This window comes from Gluconobacter sp. P5E10 (assembly GCF_018812145.1).
Lineage (GTDB): Bacteria > Pseudomonadota > Alphaproteobacteria > Acetobacterales > Acetobacteraceae > Gluconobacter > Gluconobacter cerinus.
Genome location: NZ_JACRVZ010000001.1, coordinates 205,782 through 223,458, shown reverse-complemented (window position 1 = coordinate 223,458; position 17,677 = coordinate 205,782). Strand labels below are relative to the sequence as shown.

The 17,677-nt window shown below is 57.7% G+C and carries 16 protein-coding genes and 1 tRNA gene; 10 read left to right on the top strand and 7 right to left on the bottom strand.

Annotated elements, in window-relative coordinates; genetic code table 11:
- A complete protein-coding gene (locus KP707_RS00895) occupies nt 1–1,077 on the top strand; it encodes a flagellar biosynthesis protein FlhB (protein WP_211506904.1) in 1,077 nt (358 codons plus the stop codon).
- A gap of 197 nt (nt 1,078–1,274) precedes the next feature.
- Nucleotides 1,275–2,312 carry a recombinase RecA gene (gene recA, locus KP707_RS00890; RefSeq protein WP_046900074.1) on the top strand — a complete coding sequence of 346 codons (1,038 nt, stop codon included), beginning with the start codon at nt 1,275–1,277 and terminating at the stop codon, nt 2,310–2,312.
- Nucleotides 2,313–2,544: 232 nt separating this feature from the next.
- On the opposite strand, the gene KP707_RS00885 is transcribed toward recA, so the two are convergent.
- Both KP707_RS00885 and KP707_RS00880 read right to left on the bottom strand, forming a co-directional pair.
- Nucleotides 2,545–3,534, bottom strand: a complete 990-nt coding sequence (locus KP707_RS00885; protein WP_086633786.1) for a hypothetical protein — start codon at nt 3,532–3,534, stop codon at nt 2,545–2,547.
- Nucleotides 3,535–3,588: 54 nt separating this feature from the next.
- Entirely contained in the window at nt 3,589–4,230 is a 642-nt protein-coding gene (locus KP707_RS00880) for an ATP-dependent Clp protease proteolytic subunit (RefSeq protein WP_249202751.1), read from the bottom strand.
- 18 nt (nt 4,231–4,248) lie between these two features.
- Between KP707_RS00880 and KP707_RS00875 the strand changes: the two genes are divergently transcribed.
- The 7 genes from KP707_RS00875 to KP707_RS00845 all read left to right on the top strand — a co-directional run bounded on the left by KP707_RS00875 (nt 4,249) and on the right by KP707_RS00845 (nt 13,174).
- A complete protein-coding gene (locus tag KP707_RS00875) occupies nt 4,249–5,406 on the top strand; it encodes a hypothetical protein (RefSeq protein ID WP_373687764.1) in 1,158 nt (385 codons plus the stop codon).
- Between the two features lie 98 nt (nt 5,407–5,504).
- Nucleotides 5,505–6,731 carry an LL-diaminopimelate aminotransferase gene (locus KP707_RS00870; RefSeq protein WP_046900077.1) on the top strand — a complete coding sequence of 409 codons (1,227 nt, stop codon included), beginning with the start codon at nt 5,505–5,507 and terminating at the stop codon, nt 6,729–6,731.
- Complete coding sequence (locus tag KP707_RS00865; RefSeq protein WP_211501878.1) at nt 6,728–8,017, top strand: homoserine dehydrogenase; 1,290 nt, start codon at nt 6,728–6,730, stop codon at nt 8,015–8,017. The genes KP707_RS00870 and KP707_RS00865 overlap by 4 nt, the downstream gene beginning before the upstream one ends.
- A complete protein-coding gene (glpX, locus tag KP707_RS00860) occupies nt 8,014–9,015 on the top strand; it encodes a class II fructose-bisphosphatase (RefSeq protein ID WP_211501877.1) in 1,002 nt (333 codons plus the stop codon). Before KP707_RS00865 ends, glpX begins: the two co-directional genes overlap by 4 nt.
- A gap of 10 nt (nt 9,016–9,025) precedes the next feature.
- Nucleotides 9,026–10,825 (top strand): single-stranded-DNA-specific exonuclease RecJ, encoded by a 1,800-nt coding sequence (gene recJ / locus KP707_RS00855; protein ID WP_211501876.1) that lies wholly within the window; start codon nt 9,026–9,028, stop codon nt 10,823–10,825.
- Between the two features lie 41 nt (nt 10,826–10,866).
- Nucleotides 10,867–10,942, top strand: a tRNA-Glu gene (locus KP707_RS00850).
- 327 nt (nt 10,943–11,269) lie between these two features.
- Nucleotides 11,270–13,174: a hypothetical protein gene (locus KP707_RS00845; RefSeq protein WP_373687768.1), complete on the top strand. Its 1,905-nt coding sequence runs from the start codon at nt 11,270–11,272 to the stop codon at nt 13,172–13,174.
- A gap of 52 nt (nt 13,175–13,226) precedes the next feature.
- Here KP707_RS00845 and KP707_RS00840 read toward each other — a convergent pair whose 3' ends face one another.
- From KP707_RS00840 to exbB, 4 genes are all read right to left on the bottom strand, one after another.
- Nucleotides 13,227–13,967: a siderophore-interacting protein gene (locus tag KP707_RS00840; protein ID WP_215751566.1), complete on the bottom strand. Its 741-nt coding sequence runs from the start codon at nt 13,965–13,967 to the stop codon at nt 13,227–13,229.
- Nucleotides 13,968–14,161: 194 nt separating this feature from the next.
- A complete protein-coding gene (locus KP707_RS17115) occupies nt 14,162–14,998 on the bottom strand; it encodes a TonB family protein (protein WP_211501874.1) in 837 nt (278 codons plus the stop codon).
- Complete coding sequence (gene exbD / locus KP707_RS00830; protein ID WP_046900084.1) at nt 14,995–15,429, bottom strand: TonB system transport protein ExbD; 435 nt, start codon at nt 15,427–15,429, stop codon at nt 14,995–14,997. The genes KP707_RS17115 and exbD overlap by 4 nt, the downstream gene beginning before the upstream one ends.
- Before the next feature lie 8 nt (nt 15,430–15,437).
- Nucleotides 15,438–16,151, bottom strand: a complete 714-nt coding sequence (exbB, locus tag KP707_RS00825) for a tonB-system energizer ExbB (protein WP_046900085.1) — start codon at nt 16,149–16,151, stop codon at nt 15,438–15,440.
- 232 nt (nt 16,152–16,383) lie between these two features.
- Here exbB and KP707_RS00820 point away from each other — a divergent pair, with 232 nt between their 5' ends.
- On the top strand, nt 16,384–17,067 hold the full coding sequence (locus KP707_RS00820; protein ID WP_086633776.1) for a Fe2+-dependent dioxygenase: 684 nt from the start codon (nt 16,384–16,386) through the stop codon (nt 17,065–17,067).
- 42 nt (nt 17,068–17,109) lie between these two features.
- Here the strand turns inward: KP707_RS00820 and KP707_RS00815 are convergent, their stop codons facing one another.
- Nucleotides 17,110–17,664, bottom strand: coding sequence for a hypothetical protein (locus tag KP707_RS00815; protein ID WP_211501873.1), 555 nt, complete (start codon nt 17,662–17,664; stop codon nt 17,110–17,112).
- Between the last annotated feature and the right edge of the window lie 13 nt (nt 17,665–17,677).

Genomic DNA, 17,677 nt, shown 5'->3' with positions numbered 1-17,677 from the left:
GTGGCAGACGCGGAAGACAGAACAGAAGCCCCTTCGCAACAAAGGCTCCAGAAAGCCCGAGACGACGGACAAATCGTTCTTTCTCGGGAAGCCATGAGCTTTACTGTCCTGCTCGGCGGCCTCCTGGGTATTTTCGCGCTTCTTCCGTTTTTGGTGCCCAACTTTGTGCACAGCATGAAAAGTCTCATGGACAATGCCGGAACCATTTCGATGGTACAGGGCGGCCTTCTTTCCACAACGCAACACACCATCACCGCAGGGCTTGCACTCGCCCTTCCCGTAGCAGGACTCATCACGGCACTCACGCTAGGTGTGGGCTTCCTGCAAACCGGCTTTCTGATTCATCCCGGATCATTACTCCCAAAGATGTCCCGTGTTTCTCCTATGGGAGGTCTTAAGAGGATTTTGGGCGGCGGAACCTTGCCGGATACATGCAAAGCGCTCGTCAAACTGCTTATCTTCGTCGCCGTACTCTGGCACCTGGCGAAAGGCATTATCCCTGACGCCCGGAGTATGACAGGCCTCAACGCAAGCGCCATTCTGACGACTGTTATTCGTCTGGGGCTCAGTGGCGCCACAGGCATGATTTTGGCTCAACTTGTGATTGCTGGAGGCGACATCTTCTGGATGCGCTTTCGGCACGCAGCCAAACTCAAAATGAGCCGGGAAGAGCTCAAGGAAGAATACCGAAATACTGAAGGCGATCCGCACGTTAAAGGAAAACTGAAAGCCATGCGCGCCAAGGTGGCCAGGCAGCGCATGATGGACGCCGTAAAAACCGCCACGGTCATTGTGACTAATCCAACGCACTATGCCGTCGCACTTGTTTATGAAAAGGGCGCATCAAGTGCCCCTAAGATCGTTGCCAAAGGTGTTGACGACGTAGCCGCGCGCATTCGAGAGCTAGCACAAGACCACCGCGTACCCATCGTAGCGAATCCTCCTTTGGCCCGCGCTCTTTATCCCTTGCCTCTCGAAAGTGAAATTCCGGCAGAGCATTTCAAGGTCGTGGCCGCAGTCATTGCTTATGTGTGGAAACTCAGAAGGCCAGCGGGCAACCATTCTCCGATCAGATAAAAAGAATCTTCTTTTTTCTAATGCTACCCCCTTGGCGAAGCCTCTTGTTCTCATGATATGGTGACCAGAACATTTGTGAACACGACACCTCAGAACACGATGAAATTCTCTCCGGTGAGAGGTGCCCTCCTATGCGGAGGGCGTGGCAAGGTCTATCGTGTTCCTACCCACCAGCCATGAACGATTACGAGGATTGAATGGACAAGACCAAGGCGCTTGAAGGCGCTCTCAGCCAGATCGAGCGTGCGTTCGGCAAAGGGTCGATCATGCGGATGGGCCAGCGCCCGAAAGAGCAGGCTGACGTCATTTCAACCGGTTCCCTAGGGCTTGATATCGCTCTCGGAATTGGCGGCATGCCCCGCGGCCGTGTTGTCGAAATTTATGGGCCGGAAAGCTCCGGCAAAACCACGCTGGCACTGCATGTTCTGGCTGAAGCACAGAAAAAGGGCGGTACGGTCGCCTTTATCGATGCGGAACATGCGCTTGACCCTGGATATGCCAAAAAGCTCGGCGTCAACGTCGATGACCTTCTGCTGAGCCAGCCAGATGCCGGTGAGCAGGCGCTGGAAATTGTCGATACGCTGGTTCGTTCCGGCGCCATTGATGTTCTGGTTGTGGATTCCGTGGCCGCGCTGGTTCCGCGAGCAGAACTCGAAGGCGATATGGGCGACAGCCACGTCGGCCTTCATGCCCGCCTCATGAGCCAGGCCCTGCGCAAGCTGACCGGAACCGTCTCACGATCGAACACGCTGGTCATCTTCCTCAACCAGATCCGCATGAAAATCGGCGTGATGTTCGGTAACCCGGAGACCACAACCGGCGGTAACGCGCTGAAGTTCTACGCTTCCGTTCGTCTTGATATCCGGCGCATCGGCTCCATCAAGGACAAGGATGAAGTCGTTGGAAACCAGACGCGCGTMAAAGTGGTCAAGAACAAGATGGCCCCGCCGTTCCGTCAGGTTGAGTTCGACATCATGTACGGTGAAGGTATCAGTAAGGTTGGTGAACTTCTTGATCTGGGTGTGAAAGCGAACATCGTCGAGAAATCCGGCGCATGGTTCTCTTTCGATAGCCAGCGGATTGGTCAGGGGCGTGAAAACGCCAAACAGTTCCTGCGAGACCATCCTGAAATGGCGCAGGAAATCGAGCGTCGCGTACGTTCTGAAGCCGGGGTCGTGGCAGAAGCCATGATGACAGGCCCAGAGAGTGATGACGACGCATCAACTGAAGACTGATTTCAGCAAAAAGAGGCTCCGACAAGGGGCCTCTTTTTTTGTCTGTTGGAAGACAGCAAAGCCAATATCAGATTGAAGAAACGCTTTCTTGCCCTGTCTTCAGCCCAAAGCATTACAAGACATAGACCTGATAGCTACGGGCCCTTCGGCAGATTAAAGACCTGAAACAGGGCATAAAAAAAGGATCAGGCAAACCTGATCCTTTTGGTTTTCCGAAGTCCCAAAAATTATTTCAGGCAGCAGACTTCGCAGGACATAGCTTGCTGCGCAGACATGCCCATGTCTTTGCTCCCTTGATAATCGCTCTCGCAATGGCCGGAGTGGTTGTCGGCCGAAGCAACCGCGGATCATAGCCCGCAAAGCGGCGGTCATTTTCATCAAGGCAGAGCTGCATCAGGTCAGGAACATTGACGTCCATATTCGTCATGTCCTTGGCCCCGGTGACCGTGAAATTATTGTCCTGCGTGTGCTCTTCACCGCTCTCGTCGATGCTGCGCGCCAAGCCCATGCGCTCATACGCCAGGAATATCCAGACGCCGATAACACGCGCTTCAAACCATGGGCGCTTCCAGAACGGCATTGTCGCCCGGTGCCAGGCCAGCCAGTTCGCAAACAGCAGAATGTGACGGCATTCTTCCTGCATCACAGGCTCAAATGTCTCGATCAGTTCCGGCGGAAAGAGCCCTGCGCGCTCAGCCAAGGCAAACAGGCCAAAGGCAAAGAAACTGTCCACACATTCAGAGAAGCCCGTCACCAGGTAAGCCCATTCCGTGTCTTTCGGCTCCACATAGGGAGGCTCAGGCGCCATCGGAATTTTGTAGGCTTCAACCAACTTGGTCAGAACTTCCTTATGGCGATTTTCTTCCCAGGCATTGCGGGACAGAGCGTCCTTCATGTCCGGATCATCAATCATCGCCGCATAAGCGGCCATACGGAGGCGTGCCTTGCCTTCGGTCTGAACAGCAATATCCCAGATTGGCAGGGACGTGATGCGATGCAGCGTTTCCGGATCAAGTTCCGGCCAGTCAATGACCGAAGGCTTGTATGGATTGAACGTGTCGCGGAACATCTGCGCGACAGCCTTCTTGTGCTCCTCCGTTCCCGGCTTGAGAGGCCCCTTGATTGGGCTGCTCCAGTGGCGCGCTTCATAATCGACGCGTTCAAGCGTCTTCTCCGACGGTGCGTCGGGAAGGTGGGAATAGATTTCGGCCAGGCTTTTCATGATAGTCTTCGCGGCGTGCCCTGCGGCACGCCGTGCCCCTTGGAGCTTGTAGTTTTACTTCAGGTCGGTCGCGGAGTGGATGATACGGTGAACAAGCCCGTAGTCGATCGCTTCCTTCGCGGACATCCAGTAGTTGCGGTCCGTATCCTTGGCGACCTTCTCGTAGGTCTGTCCCGTTTCCTTGGCGAAAATCCGGTTCAGACGCTCACGCATCTTGATGATCTCACGGGCTTCAATGTCGATATCCGTTGCCGGACCGCGCACACCGCCCATCGGCTGATGAAGCAGGAACCGCGTATTCGGCAGGCAGACGCGACGCTCCGGGCGACCCGCTGCATAGATCAGCGCACCAGCGGAGGCGACCCAGCCAGTACCAATCATATTGATGGGCGCAATCGAATCCACGAAGCGGATCATGTCATGGATGGTGTCGCCACTCTCCACATGTCCACCCGGGGAATTCACATAGACGTCGATCGGCTTGTCGGACGACCCGGCCAGCGCCAGCAGGCGCCCCGTTACGTCACGGGCGATCTTGTCGTTGATCCCACCAAAGATCAGAACCTTGCGCTGGTCGAACAGGCGGCTTTCGAGTTCGCTGATCGGGCTGTTCAGCGTCTTGTTGTCGTCTTCCGGGGCCTCTGGGGCTTCGGGCTCGTCGTCCAGACGGGTAAGGGTCATTCTGGTGATGTCCATGTCGTTTCCAGATCCATCGTGCGTCTTCATCCCCCTATCCTGCTCTTCGTTTGCCTTCATGCCAAGTCCGGGAAAGACGAAGTCTCGCCATCCCGATCACGAACGGCTAGTCTCCGCCCTGTTCAGAGATTTGGCGAAGGCAGGAACGGCACAGTGGGTTCAGGGAACATGACGCATCCCGGGAAAGTGGTAACGCGCAGAAATGCGGGAAAGATCCCGTTCATGCTGCTGCTGGCCACTCCCCTCTTTGCCGGCTGCCAGCATCAGGACCCTGTCGATACGACCGCCGGGTGGTGGCATAGCTTCGAAGGCGGAGAAATTGCCAAGCTGCGTCCGCCTCCGCCGGGCCAGAACGAGCCATACCCGCATGTAGGGCGCACCCCCACGAAACTCCCGGAAATGCCGTCCCCGGAAGCTCGCATCAACCTCACGATGCAGCTTGAGGCTCAGCGCAATCTTGCCCAGCGTGAAACCGCAGCACGCGGCACGTTGCCGGTAGCGCCACCACCACCTCCGCGGACAGCCCCTTCCGCCGTTAATCCAACGGGCACGGACTCAGACGAACAAAACAGCCTGACCATGACCTCTGCCGGGCAGCCAGCTCAGGATGCTGCCGCAACAGATACGGCGACGAGCGCGCCCGTAATGCCCGCCAAGGCGCCCGCACCGGTGAAGACTGTAAAGTCTGAGCAGCAAAAGCAGCCAGAAGCAGAGCTTCCTCCCGTCATCGCCAAATCGATCCCGCCAACACCTCCGGGCGAATATCCGCAGATTGGCGTATTACCGCCACCGCCGCCCCAGTTCCCTGGCTTTGATATTCCAATGGACGCCAATCTGAGCGGCCCGCTTCGCCCGGATATTGATAGCTCCACGCCCGAAGGAACGCTGATCCGCTTTCAGCCTTCCACAGATCATGTGGTGGGCGACCCGTCTGGAGATTACCAGCGCCTGCTATCCCATCGCGGCAAGCAGAAGGTGACGATTCTGGGCTTTGGGGCAGCCATGAGTGCGGATGCGGGGCTCTCCGCCGCAGATCAGGCAAGAGAAATCTCTCTGGGCCTTCTGCGTGCCCGGACCGTAGCTGATGCTCTTGTCAAAAGAGGTGTTCCGGCATCTGACATCAGCATTCATGCGGAAGCCATTGGGGACGGTGTACGCGTACGGATTGGGGGCTGACCCCTTCCCTGCGCCATGCCCCCGTAAAGGACTGTTCCTCTTACGGAAAAACCTGTCTATCGTGCCTCCTCCCTTAATCTTCTCACCCTGAGCTGGTCATGACCGAAGAGTTCCACCGCATCCGCCGCCTGCCGCCCTACGTGTTCGCTGAAGTGAACAAGGCCAAGGCTGCCGCGCGAGCGGCCGGTGAGGACATCATTGATCTTGGCATGGGCAATCCGGACAGTGCTCCGCCGGCTCATGTCGTGCAGAAGCTGGTCGAAACCGTGGGTGATCCGCGCGCGCATGGCTATTCCGTGAGCCGCGGCATTCCCGGTCTGCGCCGCGCCATGGCGAACTACTATGAGCGGCGCTTCAACGTTTCTGTTGACCCGGAAACGGAAGTCATCGCGACGCTGGGGTCCAAGGAAGGTCTGGCCAATCTGGCCGCCGCCATCACCAGCCCCGGTGACACGATCCTTGTGCCGAACCCGTCCTACCCTATCCATCAGTTCGGGTTCATCATCGCAGGCGCGTCCGTCCGCTCCATTCCGGCCACACCGGATGAGGACATGCTGCGCGCACTGGACCGCGCCGTGCGTCACTCCGTTCCGAAGCCGACCGCGCTGATTGTCAACTTCCCGTCCAACCCAACGGCCTTTGTCGCCAATCTCGATTTCTACAAGGAAATCGTGGCCTTCGCGCGCCGGGAAAACATCTGGATCCTGTCGGACCTCGCCTATAGCGAGATCTATTTCAACGCAGATGAGCCACCACCATCCCTGCTGGCCGTGCCAGGCGCAAAGGACGTGGCCGTGGAGTTCACCTCCATGTCCAAGACGTATTCCATGGCGGGCTGGCGCATGGGCTTTGCCGTTGGCAACCCAAAGCTGATTCAGGCCCTTACGCGTATCAAGTCCTATCTGGACTACGGTGCTTTCACGCCGATTCAGGTGGCCTCGGTTGCGGCTCTAAATGGCCCACAGGATTACGTATCGGACATCCGCGCCATGTATAAAGATCGCCGGGATGTTCTGCTGCGTGGCCTGAGCGCTGCGGGCTGGGACGTTCCTGCCCCCGCCGGATCCATGTTCGCATGGGCCCCTATTCCCCCCGCTTTCGCCGACATGGGAAGCGTGGAATTTTCCAAGCTCCTGTTGAAAGAAGCTGGCGTGGCCGTCGCACCCGGCCTGGGCTTTGGCGAATATGGCGAAGGGTTCGTCCGGATCGGACTTGTCGAAAATACTCAGCGGCTGCGTCAGGCGACGCGGGCCATCAAGAGCTTCATGAGCCGGCACGGTGCCGGCGCATCGACCGCTGACCTTCTTGGAGCTGCATCATCGTGAAACCACTGCGGATCGGACTGGCCGGACTTGGGACTGTCGGTGTCGGCGTCATTCGTCTCCTGCGGGAGAACGCTGAAACGATTACCGCCCGCGCTGGCCGCCCGATCGAAGTTGTGGCGGTGACAGCGCGCAGCAAAAGCAAGGATCGCGGCGTCGATCTGTCTGCCACCCGCTGGCATGACGACGCCGTATCCGTTGCTCAGGACCCGGAGATCGACGTTGTTGTCGAACTGATCGGCGGCTCTGAAGGCCCGGCGCGCGACATGGTAGAAACGGCACTCACGCGTGGTTTGCCTGTTGTGACCGCCAACAAGGCTCTGGTCGCCCTGCATGGTTCCGCACTGACACGTCTTTCAGCCGGAAATAATGCGCCTCTGCTGTTCGAAGCCGCTGTTGCTGGCGGCATCCCCGCCATCAAACTTGTGCGTGAAGGTTTGGCTGCAGATCGTCTCCACAGCGTGGGCGGCATCCTGAATGGTACCTGCAACTATATCCTCACGGAAATGCGCACGACTGGCCGGGATTTCGGAGATGTTCTGACCGAAGCTCAGGCCAAAGGCTATGCAGAGGCTGAGCCTTCCACGGATGTGGACGGATGGGACACGGCTCACAAGCTGGCCATCCTTGCCGGCATCGCGTTTCAGCCCATCGCATTCGACACTCTTCCTGTCCACGGTATCCGAGATGTGACAGCAGCGGATCTGACGTTCGCCAACGAACTGGGATACCGTATCAAACTGCTCGGCATGGCTCGTGCCAGCAATGACAGCGGGATCGAGGCGTGGGTTCGCCCATGTCTGGTCCCCGCCAAGGCAGCCATCGCCGCCGTGGAAGGGGTATTCAATGCCGTCACCACACAAGGCCCGTTCAGTGGTCCTATCACCATTTCCGGCCGGGGAGCGGGCGAAGGCCCGACAGCCAGCGCCGTGGTGGCAGACCTGATCGATCTGGCCCGTGGTGCAGACCTTCCGGTCTGGGGCGTCAGGAACACACCAGCCCCCGTTGCCTGCACCAGCCTCGGGGAACTGAAGAGCGCCTTCTATATTCGTCTGGATGTGGAAGATCGCTCGGGTGTCATGGCTGATCTGACATCGGTTCTCCGGGACCATGATGTTTCCGTGCACTTTGTCTCGCAACATGATGCTGCAGCGGGACGTGCATATCTGGCCCTGGTGACTCATCAGGCCCCAGAAAAGGCTATTTCTGCAGCTATCACAGCACTTTCCGCGCTCCCTGTTGTTAAGGGAGCTCCCCTGGTGCTCAAGATCGAGGATTCTCTCCAGTGATCGATCCTACAAATGTTCTTCCCTACCGCGTAACTGACCGCAACCTGGCGCTGGAGCTTGTCCGCGTCACGGAAGCGGCCGCCATTGCCTCTGACCGCTGGACAGGCCGTGGCCTGAAGAACGACGCCGATGGTGCGGCTGTTCAGGCCATGCGCGCCGCCTTTGATACGGTTGCCATTGATGGCGTCGTCACCATTGGCGAAGGCGAGATGGACGAAGCACCGATGCTTTACATCGGTGAGAAGGTCGGCTCCGGCGGCCCAGCCATGGACATCGCGGTCGATCCGCTTGAGGGCACGAACCTGTGCGCCAAGAGCCTGCCGAATGCCATTACGGTGGTCGCCCTCGCCGAGCGCGGCAAGTTCCTGCACGCCCCGGACATCTACATGGAAAAGATTGTCGTCGGCCCGGACCTGCCGGACGATGTCGTCAATCTGGACTCTTCCATCGAAGAAAACCTGCGCAACCTTGCCAAGGCCCAGAACCGCGACGTGTCCGACCTCGTGCTCTGTACGCTGGATCGTGAACGCCACGAAGAACTGATTGCCCGTGCCCGTCAGGCTGGTGCCCGCGTTCAGCTTCTCAGCGATGGTGACGTTGCTGCAGCTATCGCAACCTGTATCGATGGCGGCGGCGTAGATCTTTACGCAGGTTCCGGCGGTGCTCCCGAGGGTGTTCTGGCAGCTGCTGCAATCCGTTGCATGAATGGTCAAATGCAGGGCCGCCTCCTGTTTGAAGACGACGCACAGCGTGAACGCGCTCGCGAGATGGCTGACGGAAAAGACCCAACGCGTCTTCTTGGTCTGCACGACATGGCCGCCGGTCACGTTTTGTTTAGCGCTACAGGCGTCACCACCGGCTCTCTGCTGAGGGGTGTGGAACGGATCAGCCCAACCCGCGCCAAGACGCATTCGATCGTTATGCGTTCAAAATCTGGCACAGTTCGCTATATTGAGAGCCATCACGACTTCAGCCTGAAGACAAATCGACCATCCTGAATGGAGTAGCATGTTAGAAGACGATACGGGCCTGGTACTCGGCGTATCCCGCAGCGCAGGCAACCGTCGGTGGATCTGGCGCGATCCACGTCTGGCAGAGGCGGATAACCGCCTTGCCCTTGGAATGGCTCAAAGAGCAGCCATTCCGGAACTTCTGGCCCGTATCCTGACTGCCCGTGGTGTCACAGCCACGGAAGCAGCCTCCTTTCTGGACCCGCGTCTGCGGGATCTCATGCCTGACCCTTCCTGCCTGCAGGATATGGACAAAGCTGCTGACAGACTTGCTCAAGCCGTCCGCACCCATGAACATATCGGCCTTTTTGGCGACTACGATGTGGATGGCGCCTGCGGCACAGCGCTCGTCTGTGACACGCTCCGGGAACTTGGCTGTACCGTCAGCACACACATCCCAGACCGCATGACCGAGGGCTACGGCCCCAACACACCAGCACTCGAAAAGCTGGTTTCCGGGGGTGCAACCCTGCTCGTCTGCATCGATTGCGGCACTGCTGCGATCGACATTCTGAACGGCTTTCACGGCCAAACGGACGTCATTGTCCTTGATCATCACAAGCCGGATGGTTCGATCCTGCCAAATGGCATTGTCGTTAACCCGAACCGCCTCGACTGCACCTCTGGTCTCGGCGCAATCTGCGCAACCGCCGTCGCTTTCCTGACCATGGTCGCCACCGTCCGTCTTCTTCGGCGAGACGGCTGGTTTACGGATGGACGCGTTGCCCCTGACCTTCTTAAGCGTCTGGATCTCGCGGCCCTTGCCACGATCTGTGACGTCATGCCTCTTACCGGGCTGAACCGTGCACTCGTCATGCAGGGTTTGCGCGTCATGGCGCGTGGAGAGCGCCTGGGATTAGCCACACTTTCTTCTGTGGCAGGCGTGAAGGAAGAAGCCAGCGCGATGGCTTGTGGCTTCGCTCTGGGGCCACGCATTAACGCGGGGGGCCGAATTGCCAAGGCCAATCTTGGTTTGCGACTTCTGCTTTCGGAAGACGTCGTAGAAGCTCGCGCTCTTGCGGATGAGCTGGATAACGTGAACCGGCAACGTCAGAGCGTCGAAGCTGGCATTCTCGCTCAGGCTATGGAGCAGGCTGAACAGCAGATCGAAGCCAATCACGCGGTGATCTTCCTGCATGGTGAAACCTGGCACCCAGGTGTTGTGGGCATTGTTGCGGGGCGACTAAAGGAGCGATTCAATCGTCCGGCTTTGGTCGGCGCTCTCGCGGACGGAATTATCAAAGGATCTGCCCGTTCGGTGCCTGGACTGGATATCGGTGCTGCAATCATCGCTGCCAGACAGTCCGGGCTTCTTCTGACAGGTGGCGGCCACGCCATGGCTGCCGGCTTCTCGCTAGAAGCCGGTAATGCTGCCACATTCCATGAACTACTGGACAACACGCTTTCCGAAGCCCGCGCTCTTCCGGTTCAGGACGCATTACGGATCGATGGCCTCACCACACTCAGAGGAGCCTCGCTTGAAGTCGCTGCTCAGCTTGGGCGGTTGGCTCCCTTCGGACCCGGCAATGAAGAGCCCGTTCTGGCAATCAGCAATGTGCGATGCGTCAAGACTGATCGCATTGGTAAGGACGGAAACACCCTGCGCGTGATGTTCCAAGGGGAAGACGGCGGGACACGCCTGAAGGCACTTGTCTTCCGAGCGGGGGACAAACCATTTGTCCCCTTGCTTGAAGATCGGACGATGCCGCTGCTGCATCTGGCAGGGCATTTGAGGGTGGAAACCTGGCAGGAACGACAAAATCTAACTTTTTTCATTTCTGACGTTTCAAGTGCTTGACGGCACAAATGAACCCCCTTATACACCCGCTCACGCCTCCAGTCCCGTTCGTCTAGAGGCCTAGGACACTGCCCTTTCACGGCGGCAACACGGGTTCGAATCCCGTACGGGACACCAAGCTTTTCAAAAGCTTACAGGCACATTTCTCAAAATGAAATGACGCAGATATCCAGCTTTGATCGTACTCTGTACGGTCTCAGAGCTGGAATTTTCTGTTTGTGCCCAGCGTTTTGAACGAAGCTGAATGTTCAGACATTCCAATCTTATACATCCCCCCAAATTTTGCTCTAGCTCTGGATTTTCCATGAGTCTGAAACCTTTTTTAACTCTTGAGATCACGATTCCGTGTCATAGATCAGACATCTTTTGACATGGAGAACGTAGTTGTCCCGTTTCCCTCTGCGCATGGCCTGCGGCACTGTTTTTTCTATCCGCGGGCTCCTGATGATGAGCACAGCGTTTGGTCTGCTCGCAGTTCATTCACAGGCGCACGCAGATGACGATGTGATGTCTCGCATGGAAAAGGAGATGCACCGCCTTCAGGAAGCGCAGGCACATGTTCAGCAGGAACAGGAAGAGATCAATCGCGATCTTGTCATGCTGCGCTCAGAGATGGCCAAGCATCATCACACGGCTCAGCCAGCAGACAAGACAACGACGAACACGACACTGGTCGCTCGCGGCACGTCTTCGAGGTCTGCCATTCATGGAGTTGCACCTCACGCGCCACAACTCCATTCGTCCCCGCACCCAACAGAACTTGCTTCAGAAGCAACATTCGCATCCAGTGCCAACTCGCCTGAAGGACACGCTTCCCGCGCTCTCCCCTCATCAGACTCAAGAGACCGCGTTGCACGAGATCGTCGCGACCACGGGGTGACTGAGTCTGGCGCCGGATCTGAACTGGCCGTGGTCGGGAAGCGGACAGAAGATGTCATGGTGCGCTTCGCTGAAAATGGTGTCGGCCCACATCCGCGTGAAACAATCGGCGCTCAGGCCGCTGGTGCCGTTGGCGATCATGGTGTGTTTCACCTTGGGCCTGTCACGCTCATGCTCGGTGGCTTTGTGGACATGGCAGCCGTTCTTGAGAACCGCCATGTCGCGTCCGGCACATTCAATTATTGGCAGGACATGCCGTATCCGAATGAACCGCGGTATCACACCAATAATTTCGAAGGGAGCGCCCGCTATAGCCGCCTCTCCCTCCTGGCACGCGGCAACATTAATTCCGAAGCGACCATTTCAGGCTTCTTTGAATCCGATTTCGGTGCTGGTGCAGTTACGACAGATCCGTATGAAAGCAACAGCTATGCGTTCCGGATGCGTCAGGCCTATCTGGCCTATGATGATAACAAAGCTGGCTGGCATTTCCTTGGCGGACAGGCCTGGAGCCTTCTGACGCCCGGCCGTATTGGTATCGTGGCCCGTCAGGAAAGCCTTCCGGAAACCATTGAAGCCTCCATGCTGGCGGGTCAGACATGGGCTCGCCAATGGCAGGTGCGCGTCGTCAAGGATTTCATGGACCACCGCCTCTGGGCAGGTTTCTCCATCGAAAACCCGGCAACCCTGTATGACACCACAGGCTTCACGAACACCAACGGCACGGTGTCCCTTCCAAACGGCAACACGGCCACGATTGGCGAAAACGGCGTTGGCCTGACGAATGACACAGCGAACTTCTCAAACGAAATCGCACCAGACCTGATTGGCAAACTGGCTTACGATCCCAGCTGGGGCCATTACGAAGTCGAAGGGATTCTGCATTTCCCGCATGATCGCGTGACCATCAATCATACAGGCCACAACAACACCGCCATTGCGGGTGGCGCAGGGGGATCGCTGATCTTGCCAATCATTTCAGGCAAGCTGGAGTTCCGCGCGGCCGGCCTCGCGGGATGGGGCATCAACCGCTACGGCTCCGTATTGCTTCCGGACGCGACACTGAATGCCAAGGGGGACCCGGTGCCCCTCTTCGGTCTTCAGGCGCAGGCAGGCCTGATTGCACATCCCAACCCGCATATTGATGTGTATGGATATTTTGGCACACAGCGCGTGGGACATGCCTATTTCAACAGTGAAGGGTCGTCTTACGGCTACGGCAACCCGCTGTACTCAAATGCGGGCTGCCTACAGGAGCTTTCGTCCCTCACCTGCTCCGCCAATACACGCGGCGTTTCAGAGGCGACGATCGGTGCCTGGTGGAGGTTCTTCAAAGGCCGCTTTGGCACAGTTGAAGGTGGCACCCAACTTGCGTACGCACGGCGGGATATCTGGAAAGGCATTGGCGGCGATCCGCATACCAGTATGAGTCAGATCTTCTTCGACTTCCGCTATCTGCCCTTCCAGTAACGCACGCCCGCACAAAAAGTCGCATGTTCAACACACGCGGCTTTTTCCATTTTCAGCCCTTCGTCCAGTACCCGGACGCCTTGATCCACTGCGGCGAAATTCCACGCTCGTTTTCCAGAACACTTCGGATAGAGCGTGCAACGGATGCTTCAGCCGCAACCCAGATGAATGTCTGCGGCGCGATCTGAATGGTTTTCAAGGCGCGTAAGAACGGCTCGGCCTCATGCGCCTGTTCGCTTGGACGATGAACCCAGACAGGTGTGTAGGACGCCTTCGTTTTGAAGGACTGTTCCTCTGAGGCATCTGTCACCGCAGCCAGCGTGGTGACCGGCGTTCCGGCATCCAGTTCCTCGACGCGCCTGCCAATAGCTGGAAGTGCGGTTTCATCCCCAATCAGAAGCCAGTTGCGAATATCTCCCGTAATGACGCGCGATCCTTTAGGGCCACCAATGGCGAGATGATCACCGGGCTTGGCGCTCCGGGCCCAGTCCGCCGCCGGTCCGCCATCATGGTCCACAAAATCCAGAACCAGCGTCCCAGCAGCGCGGTCAAACACGCGCGGCGTGTAATCCCGACGGGCCATGTCACCGTCACCCTGCGGGACAAATATCTTGATGTGATCATCCGGTGACAGGCTGGGAAAATCCCGAAGGCTCTCATCCTGAAGCGTGATGCGGATCATGTGTGGCGTTACACGCCCGACGTCCACAACGGTCAGGTCTCGGCGTTTCAGCTCATGCATAACGCGACGGATTTCCGGAGGAGCAATAGTTGTGGGGTCAGTAACGGTCATCTTCTCATCCTTGAATTAACCCTGAGCAACGGGTCTGAGGACTGCATGACGACAGACGCACAGGCCCGGCACAGCTCAGGGGCTGTTCGGTTCTGTGCGTTGATTGACGTTAACGCTTACGGAAACTGGAGACGTCCAGCCTCGATGTCATCTCCAGCCACGATCTGACTGGAGCATTCCTTCAGCTTTTCCCTTTACTGGTCCTCGACCGAAAATTCGATAGGAACAGTGAGAGAAACTGTCGCCCCTGCAATCTCTTCCGGCGGCGGCGGGAACGGTTCTGCACGCCGGACAACCGCTAATGTTTCTTCATCCAGCAATGCAAAACCACCACTTTTCCGGATTTTTGCAGACAAAACATGCCCACGTCGATCCATGACGAAAAACAGGACAGGAGTTCCTTCCTGATGCTGCGCCAGAGCGTCTGCCGGGTAACGCTTGAAACGTTCGAGACGCGCCAGAATATCGCCCTGCCAAGTCACGGGTGCGTTGCTGGAGTGACTCGCGTGAGACGCAGACGCCGCGCTGCTGCTCTGGGAGGGCGTACTATCGGCAGCAGGCGGCGCTGTCATCTTGTCGGCAACAGGAGCCTGCATCGGGACCGGTTTCACCGGCTGAGGCAGGCTCTTTGCTGTTTTCTTGTGAACCTTGACCTTCTCCACCTTTGGAACAGGCAAGGGCGGATGCGGTGCCGGAGACGGCGGGGCATCCACCTGCTGAGGCGTATCCGGCTGCGGTTCCGGCGGCGTGACCATCTGCTGCGGCCCGGGATCGACATCCTGTGGAGGAGCCGGCGCAGGTGTCGGCATGGGGGACATGTCAATTGCAATGGCAGGCGGGGGGGCAGCACTTGGGGCCGCAACCTGTGGCGGCGCATGTGTCACGGCCCACCAGAGTGCGATGCCTGTCAGAACAGTCATGGCAGCACCAGACAGACCCCAGACACGGACACTCCGCTGGTCTTCGGTCTGCTGATACCACTGATACCAGTCCCGGAAGGTTGTGGGGAGAGACGCGGGTGAAGAACTCACGGCCCTTCCCCAGCCTCCTGCCCCTGGAGCGTGACAAGCGCGACCTTGAGGAAACCGGCCTTCCGAAGCTGCCCCATCACATCCATCAGCGTTCCATAATCGACGGTCTTGTCCGCCCGCAGAAAAATGCGCTCTTCCTTGTTCCCTTTGCTGGCTTTGCCGAGTGCATCAATAAGCTGATCCGAACTGACGGCATCTTCGCCCAGAGCCAACGTATGGTCAGCCTTGACGGTCAGGAAAACCGGTTCGTCCGGGCGGGGAGCGGGTGTTTCGGTTGAAGATGGCAAATCAACCGGGACGTTGACCGTCGTTAGAGGTGCAGCAACCATGAAGATCACGAGCAGAACGAGCATGACGTCGATAAAGGGCGTCACGTTGATTTCGTGCGCTTCCAGGACCGCCTCATCGGCATGACGAATATGAATAGCCATGCCTGCGATTACTCCGCAGCAGCCATGAAGCGGACGACATTGCCGCTTGCGGCAAGCGCCGCGCGGGCCAGATCACGAGAAACCAGACGCATCACAAGTGACGTCAGATCCGCCACACAGGCGCGACAGGCCGCCGTCTGGCGGGCCAGATGATTGTAGATCACAACAGCAGGAATAGCCGCGACCAGACCAAGCGCCGTGGCCAGCAGGGCCTCGGCGATACCAGGAGCAACAACGGCCAGGCTGGTCGCATGAGCGGCGGCAATACCCGTGAAGGACGACATGATGCCCCATACCGTTCCGAACAGCCCAATGAAGGGAGACGTCGCGCCAATCGTGGCGAGCACGCCAGTCCCTCTCATCAGGCGACGGCCTTCAGCAGCTTCCAGACGCTCAAGATGCAGGACAATCCGCTCCTTGATGCCGTCACGATCGGCAGGAATATCTTCCGAGCGGCGGCGCTCCGCTTCTGCGGCTAGCACCATGGCATGAGCGATACCCGCACCATCGCGCGTCCATTCTTCTCCCAGATGCAGTGTGTCTGCGTCTTCCAGCGCCGTTTCTGATTTTTTGAGCTGCGCCCGCAAGCGGATCAGCTCAACAGTTTTGGCAATGAAGATCGTCCATGTGACGACGGATGCCGCCGCCAGAAGCGTCATGACGCAACGGACAACCGGCCCGGCGCCAAGAAACATCTGCCAGGGGGAGAAGGTAAGAGACATTACTGTGCCTGTCGGGGCGACACGCTGCGCCCTCCTGTCTCGAGGTTGAAACACGATGTCCTTGCAACAAACCGACAGTCGCCGCGCACAATCCGGGCAACACGCGCCACATGGATTGCACTAGTCTGCAAAGAGCTTTAAAGAACGATAATGAGAGTCATTCTTAATTACAAGCAGGATTCTCAGCTGCTTTGAAAAAAGCCCCAAGACCCGTCTTAGGAAGACCACACCCATGCTGATCCACATTCCGAATGTCCTGTCTCCTGAAGAGGTACGCTATTGCCGCGACCAACTTGAGACGGCGCAGTGGACAGATGGGCGTGTTACAGCGGGAGAACAGTCTGCAAAGGCAAAGTTAAACCTTCAGATCCCGCAGGATTCAGAAGTATGCCGTGAGCTTGGAGAAATTGTTCTGAGAGCTTTAGGGCGCAACCCAACTTTTAATAGCGCGGCCCTGCCCCTGCGGGTTTATCCACCACTTTTCAACCGATACGATACCGGAATGCATTTTAACGCACATGTTGATAATGCCATCCGCCCTATTCCAGGCGCTGGTTTCCGCATCCGGACGGACGTTTCCTCCACACTATTTCTGTCTTCCCCAGAAGATTACGACGGTGGCGAACTCGTCATCCAGGACACCTATGGCAATCAGAACGTCAAACTCCCGGCGGGCGACATGGTAGTCTATCCGTCTACCAGCCTGCACAGCGTTAACCGCATTACGCGCGGGAGCCGTTGGGCATCGTTCTTCTGGTCGCAATCCATGATCCGCGACGATACAAAGCGCGCTCTTATGTACGATTTTGACCGCTCCATCATCGAGACCCGCAAGGCCCTTCCCGATGATCACCCAGCGGTTCTGGGTCTGACCTCAACCTACCACAACCTTCTGCGGCAATGGGCTGAGCTTTAAGCTGGATTGCCCCGTTTTCTGAACGGGGCAATCCAACGTTTATCAATGCTCGTGATGGTCGTGTTCTAATGGGCCATGCTGATGTCCATGGCCACCACTCTGAAACGCCATGGCCAAAACATCGTTGGTGTTCTTGCCATTCGCCTCAGCAATCTGCGCAATCGACTGGTCTTCAGATGTCACCGTCAGGCCATGCGCAGAGAGCTTATGGGCCAGCATTCCCCCATCCATATGCGCGAGCGGAGCGACCTGAGACAGGGGCGCCTGCGTCACCAACGGTACCAGCATGAAGGCAACCTGCTTGTTGCCAGCATGGCCTGAGGACGATTGCGGCAGGAAGAAATAGGCTGTTGAAGCCAGCGCCAGCAGAAGCGGAATGTAGAGTGTTCCGCGCCGGGCGTAATTGACGAGTGACGTCCAGTTCTTGATCAGATGCAGCGCGAACGGCACGAGCAGGACCATGCTCAGCCATTCATGCATCGGATGGAAAGCTCCGGGGCCCCAATGGAAGAAAAGTGCCACCCCGGTAATGGCCGAAATCAGGAAAAATCCTGTCGTCAGTGGGGTTCCGTAACGGTTCATGAAAGTTCTGAACATTGAGCTTTCCAGA